Here is a 16,352-nt window from a genome sequence, read left to right on the forward strand (position 1 = left end):
CCCACCTTCGGGTGACAGCTAGAGGTGTTCGCATTTGGTGACACCTACAAAGACGGCCATGCGAGGCACGGCCATGCTCACCCCCCGGATCCGCACCCTCGGCACCGCGCTGCGCGAGGCCCGGATCGACGCCCGTTTCGGACTGCGCGAACTCGCCCGGCGAGTCGGCACCAACCCCGCGTTGGTGTCGAACTGGGAGCTGGGACAACGGGTTCCCGCGCTCGAGGACGTCGCGGGCATCCTCGGCGCGCTCGGCGTCGTGGGTGCGGAGAAACAACGGATCCTGCAACTGGCGCGCGGCACCGCCGAACCGGGCTGGGTCGCCCGCGGCAAGCAGTCCGACCCGGACCACCTCGGCGGGCTGCTCGCCTGCGAACGCGCCGCGACGTCGGTCGTCGAATGGCAGCCGATGCTCGTGCCGGGACTGCTGCAGATCCCGGATTACGCGCGGGCGCTGTTCCTCGCCGACGGACTGCCGGTGCAGGACGCGGAACGCCAGGCGGAGATCCGGATGATGCGCCGTCCGCTCGTGGTCGGTCCCGGCGCGATCCGGTGTGAGGTGTTGCTGGGCGAGGCAGCATTGCGCAATCCGGTCGGCGGACCCGCGACGATGGCCCGGCAGCTGCGTTTCCTCGCCGACCTCATGGCGACGTCGGCGAAGCTGTCGGTCCGCGTCGTGCCCGCGGGCATCGGCGGGCATCCGGGTCTGGCCGGCCGGTTTTGCGTGTACCACGTGGAGGTCGGCGACCCGATCGTCTATTTCGAGCACCAGCACGCGGGTGCCTTCCTCCTCGACGAGGGGACCGAGACGTACTGCGAGGTCGCGGACCGGGTCCGCGAAATCTCCCTGGACTCCCGCGCGTCGGCGGCGTTCGTGCAGCGCACCGCGCAGGAGTTCAGGGAGATCGCGCAGCGGCAAAAGTCGGAGGGGCCTAGGAATATGCTCGGTTAGCCGGAACGTCGACGGCGATCCGCAGTTCGGCTTGCAGCAGGTTCTTCGACACCGAAAACCCGTGCCGCAGGTAGGCCGCGATCGCGCGATCCGAGGAATGCACGGTCACCCGCTCCAGTCCGAATTCCGCGGCCAGCCGCAGCGTCGCCTCGATCAGCAGCCCGCCGACGCCGCTGTCGCGTGCTTCCGGCACGACGTAGACGCATTGCACGTCGCCGCAGATCCGCGAAAAGTCTTGGGGTGTCGGCACTCTGGGGGTCAGCGCGAGGAACGCCATGCCGAGCACGTGCTCGTCCCGCACCGCGACCAGACAGCGATGCGTTTCGGCGTGCGCACGGGCCCAGGCGGCGAACTCGTGGACGAAATCGTCCTGATCCTGGGGCAGCGGACCGCTCTGGTCGGCGACCCACCGCCAGCGCAACGCGGCGACGGCGGCGAGTTCGTCGTCGCGGGCCGGGCGGATCTCGGTGAGCGGCACAGGTTCCATGTCGGAAATCCCGAAGCTGACGAAGGATGGACCCGGCCGGCCGGGGGAGGGTGCCGGCCGGGTCCGAGGTCGTCAGGCGACTGCCGCGAGTTCCCGGGTCGGGGTTACCGAGCCGACGACCCGGTTGCGGCCGCTGTTCTTCGCCGCATACACCGCCGCGTCCGCCGCGGCCATCACTTCCTCGATGCTCGTCCCGTCCAGCGGGAACGCGGCTACCCCGATCGACGCGGTCCGGTTCTCGATCGAGACCGACTCGCCTTCGTTCGTCTGCGTCGGGATCACCAGTTCGCTGATCCGCTGCCGGATCCGTTCCGCCGTCACGATCGCGTCTTCCTTCGACGTCGACGGCAGCAGCGCCACGAACTCCTCGCCGCCGAACCGGCCGACGAGGTCGTGTGCCCTCGTCTCCTGTTTCACCACGGCGGCAACGGCTTTGAGCACGTCATCGCCCGCGAGGTGGCCGAACGTGTCGTTGATCCGCTTGAAGTGGTCGAGGTCGATCATCAGCGCGCCGAAGCTGCCGTTCTCGCGCTCGGCACGGGAAATCTCGCGCTGCGCGCCGTCCTGCCAGGTGGTGGCGTTGAGCAGCTGGGTCTTCTGGTCCGTGGTCGCGAGTTCCTCGAGCCGCTTGATCAGCATCGAGCGCTGCAGCACGTACAGCGGCAGGATCACCAGCACCGACAGCAGCGGTTCGTGGCTCAGCACCATCACGAGCAGCCCGCCGACGCACAGGGTCGCCAATTCCAGCAGGTTGTCGTCCATCGTGCCGAGGCACGATTCGGCCGTCGCCTTCGCCGGATCGGTCAGGAACAGGCCAAGGCCGGTCAGCGCGGTGTTGACCAGGAAATATCCGAGCGCGCCCGCCACCACGGTGGTGACGCTGTGGCCGTCCGCGAGGTGTCCGGCCAGCGCGGCGCCGAAGCCGGACAGGATCATCGTGGTCGCGTTGGCCGCGACGCGGTGCGCCTCACCGGGGCGCGTGCCGTTCCAGCTGCGGAACGCCAGGTAGACGTAGATGATCACGCCCAGCGCGGCCACCAGCTGCGGCGGCACCAGCAGCGCCGCCGGAAGCAGCCACACCGAGGTCACCGTGATGTGCGGGCCCTGGCTCAGCATCCGGCGCTGCCGCTCGATCTGGCGCGTGACCTCGGTCTGCGCGATCGCGAGTCCGGCGAGCATGCCGAGGATGCCGATCTGGCTCAGGCTGACCGGGAACACCAGCGCGCTGACCACGGTGAGCACCACCGTGACGGCCATGCTCGTCAGCGTGACCGCGACCCACTGCCGCGGCCGGGACCAGAGCGACCACCGGGAAACCGCATCGCGCAGCCCCAGACCAGAAAATTCCCCCAATGTGACCATTCTTCCCCCCGGGTCTTGCGCGGATCTCCAGTGACACTCGCCTTACTCACAGTTTCAGACCGTTTGCCGCCTGTCCACAAGGGCCTTAGGTGTGTACATTTTTCCCGAACACGCCGGATGAAGGGTGACCAGCGATGCGCAGCAAGGAACAGTGACCGCGTAGCAGCACCGCAAGGTCGCGCAGGTCAGAGCCTCACGCGCGGGGCATGTCGGGGTATTCAGGCATGTTCGGCGCGTGTGGCTTCCTTCGCTGACCCGTCTTCGGCCTGCCTGGAAAAGGTGCGCTGCCACGCGATGGCGAGCGGAATCGTGATCAGCAGGCCGGCCAATCCGAAGATCCCGACCGTCGTCTGGGCGCTCACGTGGTCCGCGATGGCCCCGCCGATCAGCGGAGTGACGCCCATCGTCGTGGTCAATCCGGTGTTCGACAGCCCCATCGTCTGCGCCCGGCTCTCGTCCGGGACCGCAACCGTCAGCGACGCCGTCGCCTGCAGCAGCGCGATCGTGCCGAAGCCGCCGGAGATCACGAACAGGACCACCGACACGATCGGCCCCGGCTGCAGGAAGCAGAGCAGCAGCGGGATCGCGGCGAGCGCGGTCATCGGGCCGATCAGCTTCGGCCGGATCGCCGCGGGCACCCAGCGCGTGTAGATGAACGTGAAGATCACGCTGCCCACCGGGTCGGCGGCAAGCAGGAAACCGATCATCTCGGACCCGCCGCCCGACGAAGCGACGTACGGCGCGGCGATGCCCTCGTACACCGGCATCAGCCCGGCGAGCCAGGTGAAGACCATCAAGGAACGCAACGCCGTGGTCGCGAAGGCGACGCGGCCGCCCGCGCTCAGCGAGGAGAAGAACGGCTTGCGCTTTTCGCCGCTGGCCGCCGCGGGGCGGGCCTTCAGCCCGAAGCGGAGGAAGAGCGCGGAGAGCACGAAGGTGCCCGCGTCGAGCACCAGGGCGAGGCGGGCGTCCATCGCGAGCAGCAGCGCGCCGCCGCCGGCGAAACCGAGCAGCTGCGCGGATTGGACGGTCATGCTCCGGATGCCCATGCCGACCACGAACCGGTCGCCTTCGAGCACCTGCGGGAGCAACGCCAGCTGAGACGCCTTGAACGGCGGATTCAGGAGTGAAACACAGCCGACGAGCACGCATAGTGCCCAGAACGGCAGTCCGGGAATGGCTACGCACAGAATCAGCACCGCGCGCGTGAGGTCGACGGTGACCATGACCGCCCGGCGCGGGAAGCGGTCGGCGAATCCGGTGAGGAAGATGCCGCCGAGCAGCGACGGGAAGAACGTGAGCGCGTAGGTGAGGCCGGTCAGCGTCGCCGAACCGGTGTTGGCGTAGACGAGGACGGACAACGCGACCCTGGCCAGCTGGTCACCGGCGATCGACAGCAGTTCGCCGAACCACATCGCGCGGAACTCGGCGACTCCGAACACCTCGCGGAACGTGACCCGGTGTGGTGCTGTCGTCATGCGTGTTCTCCCCGCTGCTGTGTGCGGACTGTGCCGCACTAGTGACCAACGGGTGACCCTAGATCCTCCTGGTCACGGGCCGGTCACACGAAGTGAGTTGTCAAGCTCAGTGTCTCGTGACTGTTGGTGATTCTCTAGGTTCTTTCGCCGGTATCCGACAGGTCACGGTCAGTTCGCCACGTGTCCAGACGATAGCGCTCCGCACTCTCCGCCGGGGACGTTTCGATCTTTGTGGTTTGTGACACATCCTTTCGGGTTGTCCGTCCGCAGTGTGGAACGGCCGCCGCGGAGGCGCCCAGCCGCGTAGCTTCGCCCGAGTGACGGCTCTCCCGACGTTCACGCTCGCCATCGTGGGCGCCGGACCTCGCGGGGTCGGCGTCCTCGAACGGCTGTCCGCGAGCGCCTCCGGCCTGCTCGGCGACCGGCGGATCGAAGTCCACCTCATCGACCCGTTCCCGCCCGGCCCCGGCCGGGTGTGGCGGTACGAGCAGTCGCCGCTGCTGCGGATGAACTCGATGCCCGAGGACGTCACCGTGTTCACCGACGACTCCGTCCGGATCGACGGTCCGGTGCGGCCGGGTCCGTCGCTGATCGAGTGGGTGCGGCAGGTGCGCGCGGGGACCCTCGACTATCCGGTGCCGGACGACGTCCGCGCCGAGTTCGAATCCCTCGCCTCCACGGATTTTCCGACCCGGCGGCTGCAGAGCCGGTACCTGGAGTGGTTCTACCGCAAGGTGGTGGCCGAATTGCCGCCCGGCATCACGGTGGTCGAGCATCTCGCCACGGCGGAGAGCATTGACGACGACGAGACCGTTCGGCTTTCCGACGGCACGACCGTGTCCGCCGACGCCGTGGTGCTGACTGTCGGCCACCTCGACGCGGTGCCCGATTCTCGCGAACGCGAACTGGAGGCATTCGCCGAGCAACACGAACTGTCCTACTACCCCGCTGGCTACACCGCGGACGTCGACTACTCCGCGGTGCCTGCCGGAGAACCGGTGCTAGTGCGCGGTTTTGGCCTCGCGTTCGTGGACCTGATGCTGTTGCTCACGGAGGGGCGCGGCGGCCGGTTCGAGGAGCTGCCGTGCGGCGGACTGCGCTACCACCCGAGCGGTGCCGAGCCGGTGTTGCACGTCGGTTCCCGGCGCGGGGTGCCGTATCACGCGAAGACCGGCTACCGGTTGCGCGGGAAACCGTTGCAGCTGCCCAGATTCTTTGACAAGCGAGCCATCGACGGGTTGACCGGGCCGCTCGACTTCCGCGCGGACGTGTGGCCGCTCATCGCGAAAGAACTCGCCTGGGCGTATTACACCGAGCTGTTCACCGGACATCCGGATCGCGTGCGCATGGATTTCGCAGTGTTCGCAGACAAATTCGCCGACCTGCCATGGTTGTCGTCCGAAATGGACGCGCTAATCGCGGACGCGGTGCCAGCGCTAGAAGATCGGCTCGACCTGGAGCGGCTGGACCGTCCGTTCTCGGGCCGCCGGTTCGATTCCGGCGAGGAATTCGGGAAAGCGGTGCGGAAATACATTGAGTCCGACCTCGCGCGCCGGGCCGACGTGCACCACAGTGCGGACCTCGGCGCGTTCCTGGCCCTGCTGTCAGTGGTCAGCCAATTGCCCACGCTGCTCGCGACCGGACGGCTGACCGCCGCGTCTCAAGTGTCCGATATGGATGGCTGGTTCCACGGCTTCTTCTCTTACTACGCAAGCGGCCCGCCGCCGCGTCGGCTCGAAGAGCTGCTCGCCCTCGAGGACGCTGGCGTCGTGTCGTTCCTCGGTGCGGACATCTCGATCGCCGCCGACGAGACGACCGGGACGTTCGTCGCGTCGAGCGTCAGCCACCCGGACACTGTCACCGCACGCACGTTGATCGAGGCGCGCCTGCCGGACGCGAGCGTGCCGCGAGTGTCCGATCCGCTGTTGCGCAACCTACGGGACTCTGGCGCGCTGGTCGAGGAAACCGTGCCGGATGTCGACGGTGCGACGTTGCCGTCCGGGCGGATCGCCACGACGCTCAGCGACTTCCGACTGGTCACTGTGGACGGAGGGGTGCATCCGCGACGGTTCGCGGTGGGTCCGCACACGAGCGTCCGTTCGGCGGGAGCCTTCACCCGGCCGCGCACGAACGCGATTTCATTCCGGCAGAACGACGCGCTGGCAAGGGAAATCCTGCGGCTGGCTAACCCTTGACCGTCGGCGCGATCTGCTGCGCCCATTCCCACGGTGCGGCGGTGTCGCCGGGCAGCGAGTTGAAGTACTCCCAGCCGTCGATGCCGCCGAAGTCCGAGTACTTCTGGACGAGGCTGCCGACGGTGTTCTTCAGCGTCGGCATGTCGACGTAACCGTTGCAGTTAGCGGGATTCGTGACCGTTCCGGCGACCACCTTGCTCGCCGGGACGACGCCGTGATTGATGATCTGGTCGTAGCCCGAGGTGTCCGCCAGCGAACCCCAGCCGCAGTAGAACTGGGCGTTGAACCAGGAGATCTGGTCGCCGCGCTCGCGATAGAGCCGGTCGTAGTCGAGCCCGGAAAGACCGCCTCCGCCGCTGAGTTCGGTCGCGACCGGCGCGAGGGTGATCAGGAAGTCCGGGCCGAAGTCGCCCCGCAGCGCGTCGATCACCCGGTTCAGCGCGTCGTTCGACATCTGTTCTTCGACGTCGAGATCGATGCCGGACAGCGAATGGTCGCGGATCAGGTTGCGCAGCAACGGATAGTAGGTGTCGAAGTCCTGCTCTAGGCGCTGGAAGCTGCCCTTCGCCGCGCCGCCGACGAAGGCGAGTGCGTGCACGCCTTTGCTTTGCATCGTGGCGAGATCGGCCCACATCTGCGTGAACTTGGCGTCCGACGGCGGGTCGTCGTTGAGCGTCATGGTTCCGCCGTCGTTGAGATGCACGGCTCCGACGATCACATCAGTGACGCCAGCGTCGTGGTCGGTGAGCCCCAACGGGGAGATGTACGACCCGTTCTGGTGCGTTGTTTGGTAGTACACAACGACTCTGCGTCCGGTCGCCGCCGTCGCCGGGGCTGCTCCGCAGAGCACCAGGAGCACCGCCAGCACCGCCGCCGTGATCTTCCGCATAGGTTCGGACCATAGGACGGCAGCGGTGCCCGCGGTAGGGCCGATCGAGTCAGCAGCGGCCCAGCATGTCCGTCAGCGCAGACTTCTCCGCCGAATTCACGGTGAGCTTGAACTTGTACTTGACCGTCACCCACATCTTGGCGTAGGTGCACCAGTAGCCGGTGGACGGCGGCTTCCACTGGTCCGGCGACTTGTCGCCCTTTTCCTGGTTCACGTTGTCGGTCACCGCGATCAGCTGCGGGTCGGACAGGTCGTTGGCGTAGGCCTGACGCTGGTCCTGGGTCCAGGACGAGGCACCGGTGCGCCACGCGTCGGCGAGCGGCACCACGTGGTCGATGTCCACATCGGACGGAGAGCTCCAGGTCGCCCCGTCGTACGGCGAGGTCCATTTCCCGGACGTCGGATAGCAGTCGGAGCCGACCTGGACGTTCGTGCCGTCGCGCTTGAGCACCATCTCGCGCGTGTTGCAGCTGTTGCCCTGGTCGATCCAGTGCGGGAACTTGTCGCGGCTGTAGCCGTCCTGCGAGCCGTCCGGTTTCACCGTGAGGTCGGCGAGCTGGCTCTTCGCGGTGTCCGCCGACGGGATGCCCGGCGGGGTGGCGTCGGCGACGCCGACCGTGACCGAGCCGAGCAGCGCGACGCCGGCCAGGACGGTCAAGGAGTTGCGAACTGTACGTGTGGTCGGCATATTGCTGCCTTCCTGGTCAGATGCGGGACTGATTCACCTTTGACCACGAAAGTGGCGTGCGCAACACCGTCAGGTGACAGCTAACCGACCTTCTGTAAACGGAAAGTCACCGAGAGTCCCAGTTCGCTTAAACCCCGCCCGGCGCTATCGGGTCAGCCGCGGACCGCCCGAAGATCGACTGTGTGCCGGTACCAGGTCCGCCGGGTGACCTCGCGCTCCTGCGGTACACCGTCGATGACCAGCGAAGACGTCGGCAGGCAGCCGAGCTGGAAGGCGCGGCCGCGGAACGTCGAGGACCGTTTGACGAGCTTGCCGCGGGTGATTCGGGCGGTCACCCCTGAGTCGTCCGGTGCGACCTCGATGCCGGAAACCGAACCGTCGAAAGCCACCTGTTCGTCGCAATACGCCTGGCCCTTGACATCGCGCAGGGTCGCGTGCCCGAGGAGTACGCCGCCGGTGTCGTCGCGCACGAGGGAGGTTTCGGCGTCCTCACCCTTCCAAGCGAGCGCGAACGCCTCGTCCGGGTCCGCGGGCAGCCGCCAGTGCGCGGAAACGCGAGAGCCGGACTCGGTGGCCACGAAACCGACGGACACGCCCGGGAGGACTTCGCGGCGCATGAGACGCACCACCACGGCGGCGAGGTCGGCGTCGGAGCCCAGCACGACGAGCCGGTCGTGTTCCCCCAGCAAGGGGTCGATTTCCGCCTTGCCAGGACGGTGCCCGGTGTGCACCAGCGGGACGTCGCCGAGCCGCGCGGGGAGATCCGCCGCGGCGCCGCAGGCCACCACTATTCCGCGCACTCCGGCGTCCTCCGTTAAAGTCATGCACCGGCATTTACCAGCGCCACCCGTGTCCCCGTCCGGGGTCACTATTCCTATTGCCGAACACCTGGAGTGTCACATGCCGGCCATCGTGCTGATCGGTGCCCAGTGGGGGGACGAGGGCAAGGGCAAGGCCACCGACCTGCTCGGCGACCGCGTCCAGTGGGTCGTCCGCTACCAGGGCGGCAACAACGCGGGCCACACGGTCGTGCTGCCGAACGGCGAGAACTTCGCGCTGCACCTCATCCCGTCGGGGATCCTGACGCCGGGCGTGACGAACGTCATCGGCAACGGCGTGGTCATCGACCCCGGCGTCCTGCTGGACGAGCTGGCGGGTCTCGAGGAGCGCGACGTCGACACCAGCAAGCTGCTGATCTCGGCCGACGCGCACTTGATCATGCCGTACCACGTGGCGATCGACAAAGTCACCGAGCGCTACCTCGGCAGCCGCAAGATCGGCACCACCGGCCGCGGCATCGGCCCGTGCTACCAGGACAAGATCGCCCGTGTCGGCGTCCGCGTGCAGGACCTGCTCGACGAGAAGATCTTCCGCCAGAAGGTCGAGGCGGCACTGGAGTTCAAGAACCAGGTGCTGGTCAAGGTCTACAACCGCAAGGCGCTCGACGCCGACCAGGTCGCCGACGAGGTCCTCGCGGCGGGCGAGAAGTTCGCGCACCGCATCGCCGACACGCGGCTGCAGCTGAACCAGGCCCTGGAGCGCGGCGAGACGGTGCTGCTGGAGGGCTCGCAGGGCACGCTGCTCGACGTGGACCACGGCACGTACCCGTTCGTCACGTCGTCGAACCCGACGTCCGGCGGCGCGAGCGCGGGCTCGGGCATCGGCCCGGGCCGCATCACGACCGTGCTGGGCATCCTGAAGGCCTACACGACGCGTGTCGGCTCCGGCCCGTTCCCGACCGAACTGGACGACGAGTCCGGCGAGTACCTGCGCAAGCAGGGCGGCGAGTTCGGCGTCACCACCGGCCGCTCCCGGCGCACCGGCTGGTTCGACGCGGTGATCGCCCGCTACGCGGTGCGGGTCAACGGCATCACCGACTACTTCCTGACCAAGCTGGACGTGCTGTCCGGCCTGGAGAAGGTCCCGGTGTGCGTCGGCTACGAGGTGGACGGCTTCCGCACCTCGGACATGCCGATGACCCAGACCGACGTGCACCACGCGGTCCCGATCTACGAAGAGCTGCCGGGCTGGTTCGAGGACATCTCGAACTGCCGCACGTACGACGAGCTGCCCGCCAACGCGCGGGCTTACGTCGAGCGGATCGAGGAACTGTCGGGCGCGCGGGTCTCGGCGATCGGCGTCGGCCCCGGGCGGGAGCAGACGATCGTGCGGCACGAGTTCGCCTGATCTTTTCGGTGGAGCGGCCAGGCTGGTTTCGTACCGGCCTGGCCGTTTTGTTTAGCGAACCGTTGTGGTTACTGGGGTTTGGTTGCGGAACAGGTCGAGCACCGGGCAGTGCTCGTCCACCGCGCTACGGAGTCGTTCGTAGGCCTCGGGTCCGGCCGGACCGTCGAGTTCCACGGACACCCGTACGTCGCTGAAGCCGGGGCGGGTCGATTCGTCGAAGCCGAAGAAGCCGTGCAGGTCCAGGTCGCCGTCCACTTTGACGCGCACCGCGTCGAGCGGAATGCCGAGGCGCGCGGCCCAGAACTGGTACGTGATCACCTGGCAGGACCCGAGCGCGGCCAGCGCGTACTCGACCGGGTTCGCCGCCTGGTCGGTGCCGCCGAGCGCGGGCGGTTCGTCGACGGTGAACGCGTGGTCGCGGACCCGGACGTCCACCACGGTCGCGGTGTTCGCGGCCAGCGCGTGGTCGACGCTGAACGACACCGCCGCGTTGTGCCGGTCCGTCCGCACGGCCTGGCGGGTGCCGTCGATGACGTCGGTCAGTGACATCGTTCCTCCTGGAATCGTCGGGCGTCCAGGGTGCGGGCCGGCCCGGTCGACGGACAGGGGCTCTCGTCGGCTGAGAATCCGGCTGGCACAAAGCCGCGCGGTTGTTTCGACTGGTGAGAAACCGGTGGTGCGCCTGAATAATTTGAAGGCATGAGCGTCGGACTGACTTTGCCCGCCCTTCCGCGGGAAAACATCACCGTGACCGAAGTGCTGGACCAGGCGCGGGAGGCGGAGGAGGCGGGCGCGGCGTCGATCTGGTTCGCCCAATTGCCCTGGGGCCCCGACGCGCTGGCGGTGGCCGCGCTGGCGGGCCAGGTGACGTCGCGAGTTGAGATCGGCACCTCCGTCGTGCCGATCTATCCGCGACACCCGCTGGTCTTGGCGGCCGCCGCACGCACCGCGAGCGAGGCGTCCGGCGGGCGGTTCACGCTAGGCATCGGCCTTGGCGCGAAGAACTTCCTCGAACCCGTCTACGGCACGCCGTATCCGCCGCCGGTGCGGCACCTGCGCGAATACCTGACTGTCTTGCGGGCGCTGTTCGCCGGAGAACAGGTCGACTTCACCGGCTCGACGGTGGAGGCGCACCTGCCGGAGCCGGCGTCAGCCACCCCGGTGTCGGTGCTCGTCGCCGCGATGGGCCCGCAGGCGTTGCGCGTCACCGGGGAACTGGCCGACGGCACGCTGCCGTACTTGGCCAGCCCGCGGGCTATCGCGAACCTGATCGTGCCCGGGATCGGCCCGGGCAAGCGGGTGATCGCGGCTGTCCCGGCCGTGGTGACCAGCGACGTCGACGCGGTGCGCGAAATCGCGGCACAGCAACTCGGGTTCTACGGCTCGATCCCGTCGTACCAGCGCATCCTGAAGGAGGGTGGCGTCGAAAACGCGGCGGAATTGGTGCTGATCGGCGACGAGGAGACCGTCGCCGCCGGGGTGCAGCGCTACTTCGACGCCGGCGCGACCGACGTGCTGCTCACCCAGACCGCCCTGCACACCGACGAAGACCGACGGCGGACTTGGCGGCTGACCGGCGAGCTCAACTCATCCGGTTCGTAAGGGTTGTCGTTACGGACATTTCCTCCAGATCGAGTTCGCGCAGGACCTTCTGCAGAACATCGTCGTCAAGGCGTCCGGCGCGGTTCTCCTCAATCATCGCCGCCCGCTGGGTGATGAGGAGTTCCCGCCGCGCCTTGGCGAACTGCGCCTGCGGACTGTCACGACGCTCCTCCCCGGACAGCGTGATCGCGGCCTGCGCGAACCGATAACGGGTGTCCACCACGCGTTCCAGCCGTTGCTCGAGCCGCTTCATCTTCTCCGGCTCCATGTCCAAAGTGGACAGTTGGTCGCGAGCAAGCTCGCGCAACCGCTCGTGCGCGGCCTTCTGCGCGACCTTGCGCGCGGCCAGCTCCTCGGCCTGGTCGCGCGCGTCCTCGTCCGGATCCTGGACTTTGAGCAGCCGGATCAGTGGAGGCAGCGTGAGCCCCTGGATCAGCACAGTCCCGACCGCGACGGCGAACGCGAACAGCTGAATCTCCGCGCGACCAGGCGTATCCGCAGGCACCCCAGACGCGGCGGCGATGGTGACGACGCCGCGCATGCCGGTCCAGGAAATCACCGCGAGCGACCGCCAAGCGGGCGGATCGTGCCGAGTACGTCTGAGCAGTTGCAGCGACCGCGGCAGATAGCTGGACAGGAAGACAGCCGGAATCCGCACGAACATCGTGGCGAGCAACACGACGATCGCCGACAACGCGAGCGTCCCGTTGTCCCGCGCAGCATGCTGCGCCCCGTCAAGCACGAACGGCAGTTGCAGCGCCATCAAGGCGAACACCAGCGCCTCGAGCATGACGTCGATCGACGCCCAGACAGACCGGTCCTGCACCCGCGTCGCCGGCGACGCCCGCAGCGACCGATGCCCGAGGAACAACCCGGCCGTGACGACCGCCAGCACCCCGGACCCGCTGAACTCGGCCCCGAACGGATGCAGGTGTTCGGCGGTGACGTACGCCGCGAACGGCACCACGATCCCGAACGCCGATTCGAGCAGCGGATCGTCCAGCCTCGTGCGGATCACCTCGACGACCCCGCCCGCGACCAGCCCGACCAGAATGCCGACCACCGTCGCGACGGCGAAAACCGCGAACCCGTGCCCGAGCGACCCGGCCGTCCCGACCACCGCCGCGAGCGCGACCTTGTACAGCGTGAGCGCCGCCGCGTCGTTGACGAGACTCTCGCCGGTGAGCACCGTCATCACCCCGCGCGGCAACCCCAGCCGCCGCCCGATCGCGACAGCGGTCACGGCATCCGGCGGAGACACGACCGCCCCGAGCACCAGCGCCGACGCCCACGGCAAATCAGGCAGCAGCAGGTGCACGACGAACGCGATCACGAACGCGGTGGCCACCACGAGCAGCACGCCGAGCGTGATGATCGGCCGCAAGTTCGCACGAAAGTGGGAGATCGAACTCTCCAGCGACGTCGAGTACAGCAACGGCGGCAACACGACGGTCAGGATCAGCTCGGGCTCCAGCTCGACCCGCGGAACGCCGGGAATCAACGCGATCCCCAGCCCGACCACCACGATGAGCAGCGGCGCGGACAGGTTGAACCGCCGAGCGACCGCGGTCAGCCCCAGCGACCCGGCGAGCACGCCGACCAGCGTCAAGGTCTCCATGCTTCGCATCTTGACTCATGGATCAGACGAGGCGCGGATGGTGTGGGTTCGTGTCGGACTCCCTTCGGGGTGAGGCGGATGGGTGGGTGGTGGGCGGCTTGTTTGGCGGGCCGCGTGGAGCGTTGGCGAGTGGGATGGGCATGGCGCTTTCCGGTGCGGCGGTGCCGGGTTCGGCGGTGGTCGGTGGGCGTGGATTGGTGGAGGGTGCCGGGCTTGCTACTTGGAGGGCAGCGCCCACGGTTTTGACGGCGGGTGGCCGCGGTGGTTGGGGGCGGCGATGGTTGGGGTGCGGGATGCCTCCGGAAGGGTCGTGGGCTCGGACTTGCTGCGTGGTGTTGCCGCGGAGGCAGGTGGCCGGGGTCGGCGGTCGGTAGACGGTTCGGAGGTCGGGGCAGCGACGGGCGAGGTCGCCTGACGGCACCGCGTGAATGGCGGACATGCGGCGCTGAGGAAGCCGGGCAGACGGACGCTGCGACGTGGTTGCGGTCGGTTCACCTCACCGCGGGACGGGCTCGTGGTCGGTGCGCGATGGTTCGGCGAACGGCTGGGTCTGCTCGCGGACTCCGGTCAGGTGTTCGGCGGCGAAGCGATGCGGGACCAACTCCGCCGGGTGGAGTGATGCCGGACGACGGTGGAGCATTGGCGAACGCACCGCCGCCGAACGCACCGCCGCTGAATGGCGAGATGCAGGACCAAGCGGTGCCGGGTGGCGCGGCATCGGACGACCGCGCAGCCGACCTCGGAGTGTTGTCGAGCGGAGCGGTGCCGGACGAACGTGGAGCACCGCCGAACAGAGCGTCGCCGAACGGAACCCTGCCGATGGGAGCGCCTCCGAAGGGAGCCCTGCCGAACAGAGCATCGTCGAAGGGAGCGCTGCCGAAGGGTGCCCCGCCGAACGGAGCGCTGCCGAAGGGCGCGCCGCCGAACGGAGCCATGCCGAACAGAGCCCTGCCGGAGGGAGTGTCGCCGAAGGCAGTCCTGCCGAACGGAGCGCCGCCGAAGTGAGCCGCGTCGGACGGGACGGCGCCGGGTGGAGAGCGGTCGTCCGTCCCGAGAGCCCTCCGGATTAGCCGAGTTCCTTCAGTTCCTTTTCCACCGCAGCCAATTCCTCCGCCGAACCTTGCACCTTCGGGCCGGTGAACCACTTCCGTGCCGACAACACCCACCACAGGGCTGCTCCGCCCAGGACTACCAGGAAGGCGATCGGCGTGTAGTTGAACGTGTCGACCGTGATCGGGCTTGCTTGGGGCAGCATGAAGAGCACGAAGATCACCACGACCCACACCGTCGCGACGATGCCGATGGGTTTGCCCCAGCGGCCCAGGTTCCATGGGCCCTTCTCGAAGCTGTCGCCGCGGCGGACGCGGAGGAAGACCGGTATCACGTACGCGACGTACAAGCCCACCGTCGCGATCGAGGTGACTGCTGCGTAAGCCGTCGCGCTCCACAGGTACGGCAGCGCTAGTACCAGTGCGCCGCCTGCTGCCAGCCATACTGCGTTGGTTGGGGTTTGGGTTCGTTTGTTGATGTTGTGCCAGATCTTCGAACCCGGGATCGCGCCGTCGCGGGCGAAGGCGTAGATCATGCGGGAGTTCGCGGTCACGGAGGCCATGCCGCAGAACAGTTGGGCGCCGATGCAGATCAGGAGCAGGAATTTTCCGGTCACCGCGCCGGTCGCGTCGATGAAGATCTGGGCTGGCGGGACGCCGGTCGCCGAGTTGACGGCTCCGTCGTAGTCCTGGATCGCGAAGGTCAGGCCGATCAGCAGGATCCAGCCCGCGACCAGTGACACGAGGATCGAGTTGATGATTCCGCGCGGGCCCGCTTTCGCGGCGTTCTTGGTTTCCTCCGTCATGTGTGCCGAGGCGTCGTAGCCGGTCAAGGTGTACTGCGCCAGCAGCAAGCCGAGCAAGAACACGTATGGCGCGGAACCCCAGCCGGTTTGGTTCACGAAGCTGCCGAAGACGAACGACGCTTCCTGATGCTTCGCCGGCACGAACACGAGCACGCCCACGATCACCAGCACGCCAACGAGATGCCACCACACGCTGACGCTGTTCAGCACCGCCACCACTCGCACGCCGAAGGTGTTCAGCACCCCGTGCACGACAAGAATGATGGCCAGCAACAGAATCGTGTGACCCGGCGTCGCGCTGAAGCCCCACTGCAGATCGAGGAACGCGTTGAGGAAGAGCGCGGCTCCGAAGTCGATGCCCGCGGTGACCGCGATCTGCCCGATCAGGTTGAACCAGCCGGTGAACCACGACCACGCCGGGCCGTTGCGGGTCGCCAGTTTCGCGGCCCAGTAATACAGTCCGCCCGCGGTCGGGTAGCTCGAGCACACCTCCGCCATGCCCAGCCCGACCAGTACCACGAACAGTCCGACCAGCGGCCAGCCCCAGATCATCGCCGCCGGGCCGCCGGTTTTCATGCCGAAGCCGTACAGCGTGAGGCAGCCGGACAGGATCGAGATGATCGTGAACGACACGGCGAAGTTCGAGAACGCCGACATCGTGCGTTTGAGTTCCTGCGCGTAGCCGAGCGCGTGCAGGCGAGCGCTGTCTTCGTCGGGTTGTCCGGTCTGCTGGTCGGAGACATCCATCGGGCACCCACCTGAAAGGTATGCGGACAGACCATTGAGAGTGCGCAGAAGTTAGCCCTCTCCGTTCGCGGGTGTCAAGGTTTCGCTGGTCGCTGGGCGGAAGCTCCTCCGAACGGCGCAGGGCGGCTCGGGTCTGAGTGATCAACATGTGATGTCTCAGGACAGGGGTGACAGTTCCGCATCAGGACTTGGGTGACGGTTGGTGTGTCAGGACTTCGGTGACGGTTGTTGTTTCTTCGGGCGGGTGCCTGGGCGTCGGCCGTTGCCGACGTATCGGATGCCGGGGGCGGGT

13 protein-coding genes are annotated in these 16,352 nt (G+C 67.7%); 4 read left to right on the forward strand and 9 right to left on the reverse strand.

Annotated features, from left to right (window positions below):
* The first annotated feature begins 58 nt into the window (after positions 1-58).
* Positions 59-952, forward strand: coding sequence for a Scr1 family TA system antitoxin-like transcriptional regulator (locus tag PUT80_RS25355; protein WP_037808795.1), 894 nt, complete (start codon positions 59-61; stop codon positions 950-952).
* On the opposite strand, the gene PUT80_RS25360 is transcribed toward PUT80_RS25355, so the two are convergent.
* The 3 genes from PUT80_RS25360 to PUT80_RS25370 form a co-directional block, all read right to left on the reverse strand.
* On the reverse strand, positions 933-1,439 hold the full coding sequence (locus tag PUT80_RS25360; protein WP_275293715.1) for a GNAT family N-acetyltransferase: 507 nt from the start codon (positions 1,437-1,439) through the stop codon (positions 933-935). The two genes, PUT80_RS25355 and PUT80_RS25360, sit on opposite strands and share 20 nt — an antisense overlap.
* A 72-nt stretch (positions 1,440-1,511) precedes the next feature.
* Complete coding sequence (locus PUT80_RS25365) at positions 1,512-2,696, reverse strand: GGDEF domain-containing protein (protein WP_051728675.1); 1,185 nt, start codon at positions 2,694-2,696, stop codon at positions 1,512-1,514.
* 323 nt (positions 2,697-3,019) lie between these two features.
* Positions 3,020-4,279, reverse strand: coding sequence for an MFS transporter (locus tag PUT80_RS25370; RefSeq protein ID WP_275293716.1), 1,260 nt, complete (start codon positions 4,277-4,279; stop codon positions 3,020-3,022).
* Positions 4,280-4,596: 317 nt separating this feature from the next.
* Here PUT80_RS25370 and PUT80_RS25375 point away from each other — a divergent pair, with 317 nt between their 5' ends.
* Positions 4,597-6,474 carry an FAD/NAD(P)-binding protein gene (locus PUT80_RS25375; protein WP_275293717.1) on the forward strand — a complete coding sequence of 626 codons (1,878 nt, stop codon included), beginning with the start codon at positions 4,597-4,599 and terminating at the stop codon, positions 6,472-6,474.
* Here the strand turns inward: PUT80_RS25375 and PUT80_RS25380 are convergent.
* The 3 genes from PUT80_RS25380 to PUT80_RS25390 form a co-directional block, all read right to left on the reverse strand.
* Complete coding sequence (locus PUT80_RS25380; protein ID WP_275293718.1) at positions 6,464-7,363, reverse strand: glycosyl hydrolase family 18 protein; 900 nt, start codon at positions 7,361-7,363, stop codon at positions 6,464-6,466. The genes PUT80_RS25375 and PUT80_RS25380 overlap by 11 nt on opposite strands.
* Before the next feature lie 49 nt (positions 7,364-7,412).
* Positions 7,413-8,051: an HNH endonuclease family protein gene (locus tag PUT80_RS25385; protein ID WP_275293719.1), complete on the reverse strand. Its 639-nt coding sequence runs from the start codon at positions 8,049-8,051 to the stop codon at positions 7,413-7,415.
* Positions 8,052-8,203: 152 nt separating this feature from the next.
* Complete coding sequence (locus tag PUT80_RS25390) at positions 8,204-8,875, reverse strand: hypothetical protein (protein WP_275293720.1); 672 nt, start codon at positions 8,873-8,875, stop codon at positions 8,204-8,206.
* 76 nt (positions 8,876-8,951) lie between these two features.
* Between PUT80_RS25390 and PUT80_RS25395 the strand changes: the two genes are divergently transcribed.
* Entirely contained in the window at positions 8,952-10,238 is a 1,287-nt protein-coding gene (locus tag PUT80_RS25395; protein WP_037808782.1) for an adenylosuccinate synthase, read from the forward strand.
* 51 nt (positions 10,239-10,289) lie between these two features.
* On the opposite strand, the gene PUT80_RS25400 is transcribed toward PUT80_RS25395, so the two are convergent.
* Positions 10,290-10,787 carry an OsmC family protein gene (locus tag PUT80_RS25400; protein ID WP_275293721.1) on the reverse strand — a complete coding sequence of 166 codons (498 nt, stop codon included), beginning with the start codon at positions 10,785-10,787 and terminating at the stop codon, positions 10,290-10,292.
* A gap of 150 nt (positions 10,788-10,937) precedes the next feature.
* Between PUT80_RS25400 and PUT80_RS25405 the strand changes: the two genes are divergently transcribed.
* Entirely contained in the window at positions 10,938-11,840 is a 903-nt protein-coding gene (locus tag PUT80_RS25405; protein WP_043834744.1) for a TIGR03564 family F420-dependent LLM class oxidoreductase, read from the forward strand.
* On the opposite strand, the gene PUT80_RS25410 is transcribed toward PUT80_RS25405, so the two are convergent.
* Complete coding sequence (locus PUT80_RS25410; protein ID WP_275293722.1) at positions 11,821-13,458, reverse strand: Na+/H+ antiporter; 1,638 nt, start codon at positions 13,456-13,458, stop codon at positions 11,821-11,823. The genes PUT80_RS25405 and PUT80_RS25410 overlap by 20 nt on opposite strands.
* Positions 13,459-14,524: 1,066 nt before the next feature.
* Positions 14,525-16,060, reverse strand: a complete 1,536-nt coding sequence (locus PUT80_RS25415) for an amino acid permease (RefSeq protein ID WP_037808775.1) — start codon at positions 16,058-16,060, stop codon at positions 14,525-14,527.
* Positions 16,061-16,352 lie beyond the last annotated feature (292 nt).

It is taken from the genome of Amycolatopsis sp. La24, assembly GCF_029087445.1.
Classification (GTDB): Bacteria; Actinomycetota; Actinomycetes; order Mycobacteriales; family Pseudonocardiaceae; genus Amycolatopsis; species Amycolatopsis nivea.

Bases quoted from the DNA above. Each gene is read 5' to 3' on its own strand.
- PUT80_RS25355 (WP_037808795.1), top strand. From the start codon at position 59: ATGCGAGGCACGGCCATGCTCACCCCCCGGATCCGCACCCTCGGCACC.
- PUT80_RS25360 (WP_275293715.1), bottom strand. From the start codon at position 1,439: ATGGAACCTGTGCCGCTCACCGAGATCCGCCCGGCCCGCGACGACGAA.
- PUT80_RS25365 (WP_051728675.1), bottom strand. From the start codon at position 2,696: ATGGCCGTCACGGTGGTGCTCACCGTGGTCAGCGCGCTGGTGTTCCCG.
- PUT80_RS25370 (WP_275293716.1), bottom strand. From the start codon at position 4,279: ATGACGACAGCACCACACCGGGTCACGTTCCGCGAGGTGTTCGGAGTC.
- PUT80_RS25380 (WP_275293718.1), bottom strand. From the start codon at position 7,363: ATGCGGAAGATCACGGCGGCGGTGCTGGCGGTGCTCCTGGTGCTCTGC.
- PUT80_RS25385 (WP_275293719.1), bottom strand. From the start codon at position 8,051: ATGCCGACCACACGTACAGTTCGCAACTCCTTGACCGTCCTGGCCGGC.
- PUT80_RS25390 (WP_275293720.1), bottom strand. From the start codon at position 8,875: ATGACTTTAACGGAGGACGCCGGAGTGCGCGGAATAGTGGTGGCCTGC.
- PUT80_RS25395 (WP_037808782.1), top strand. From the start codon at position 8,952: ATGCCGGCCATCGTGCTGATCGGTGCCCAGTGGGGGGACGAGGGCAAG.
- PUT80_RS25400 (WP_275293721.1), bottom strand. From the start codon at position 10,787: ATGTCACTGACCGACGTCATCGACGGCACCCGCCAGGCCGTGCGGACG.
- PUT80_RS25405 (WP_043834744.1), top strand. From the start codon at position 10,938: ATGAGCGTCGGACTGACTTTGCCCGCCCTTCCGCGGGAAAACATCACC.
- PUT80_RS25410 (WP_275293722.1), bottom strand. From the start codon at position 13,458: ATGGAGACCTTGACGCTGGTCGGCGTGCTCGCCGGGTCGCTGGGGCTG.
- PUT80_RS25415 (WP_037808775.1), bottom strand. From the start codon at position 16,060: ATGGATGTCTCCGACCAGCAGACCGGACAACCCGACGAAGACAGCGCT.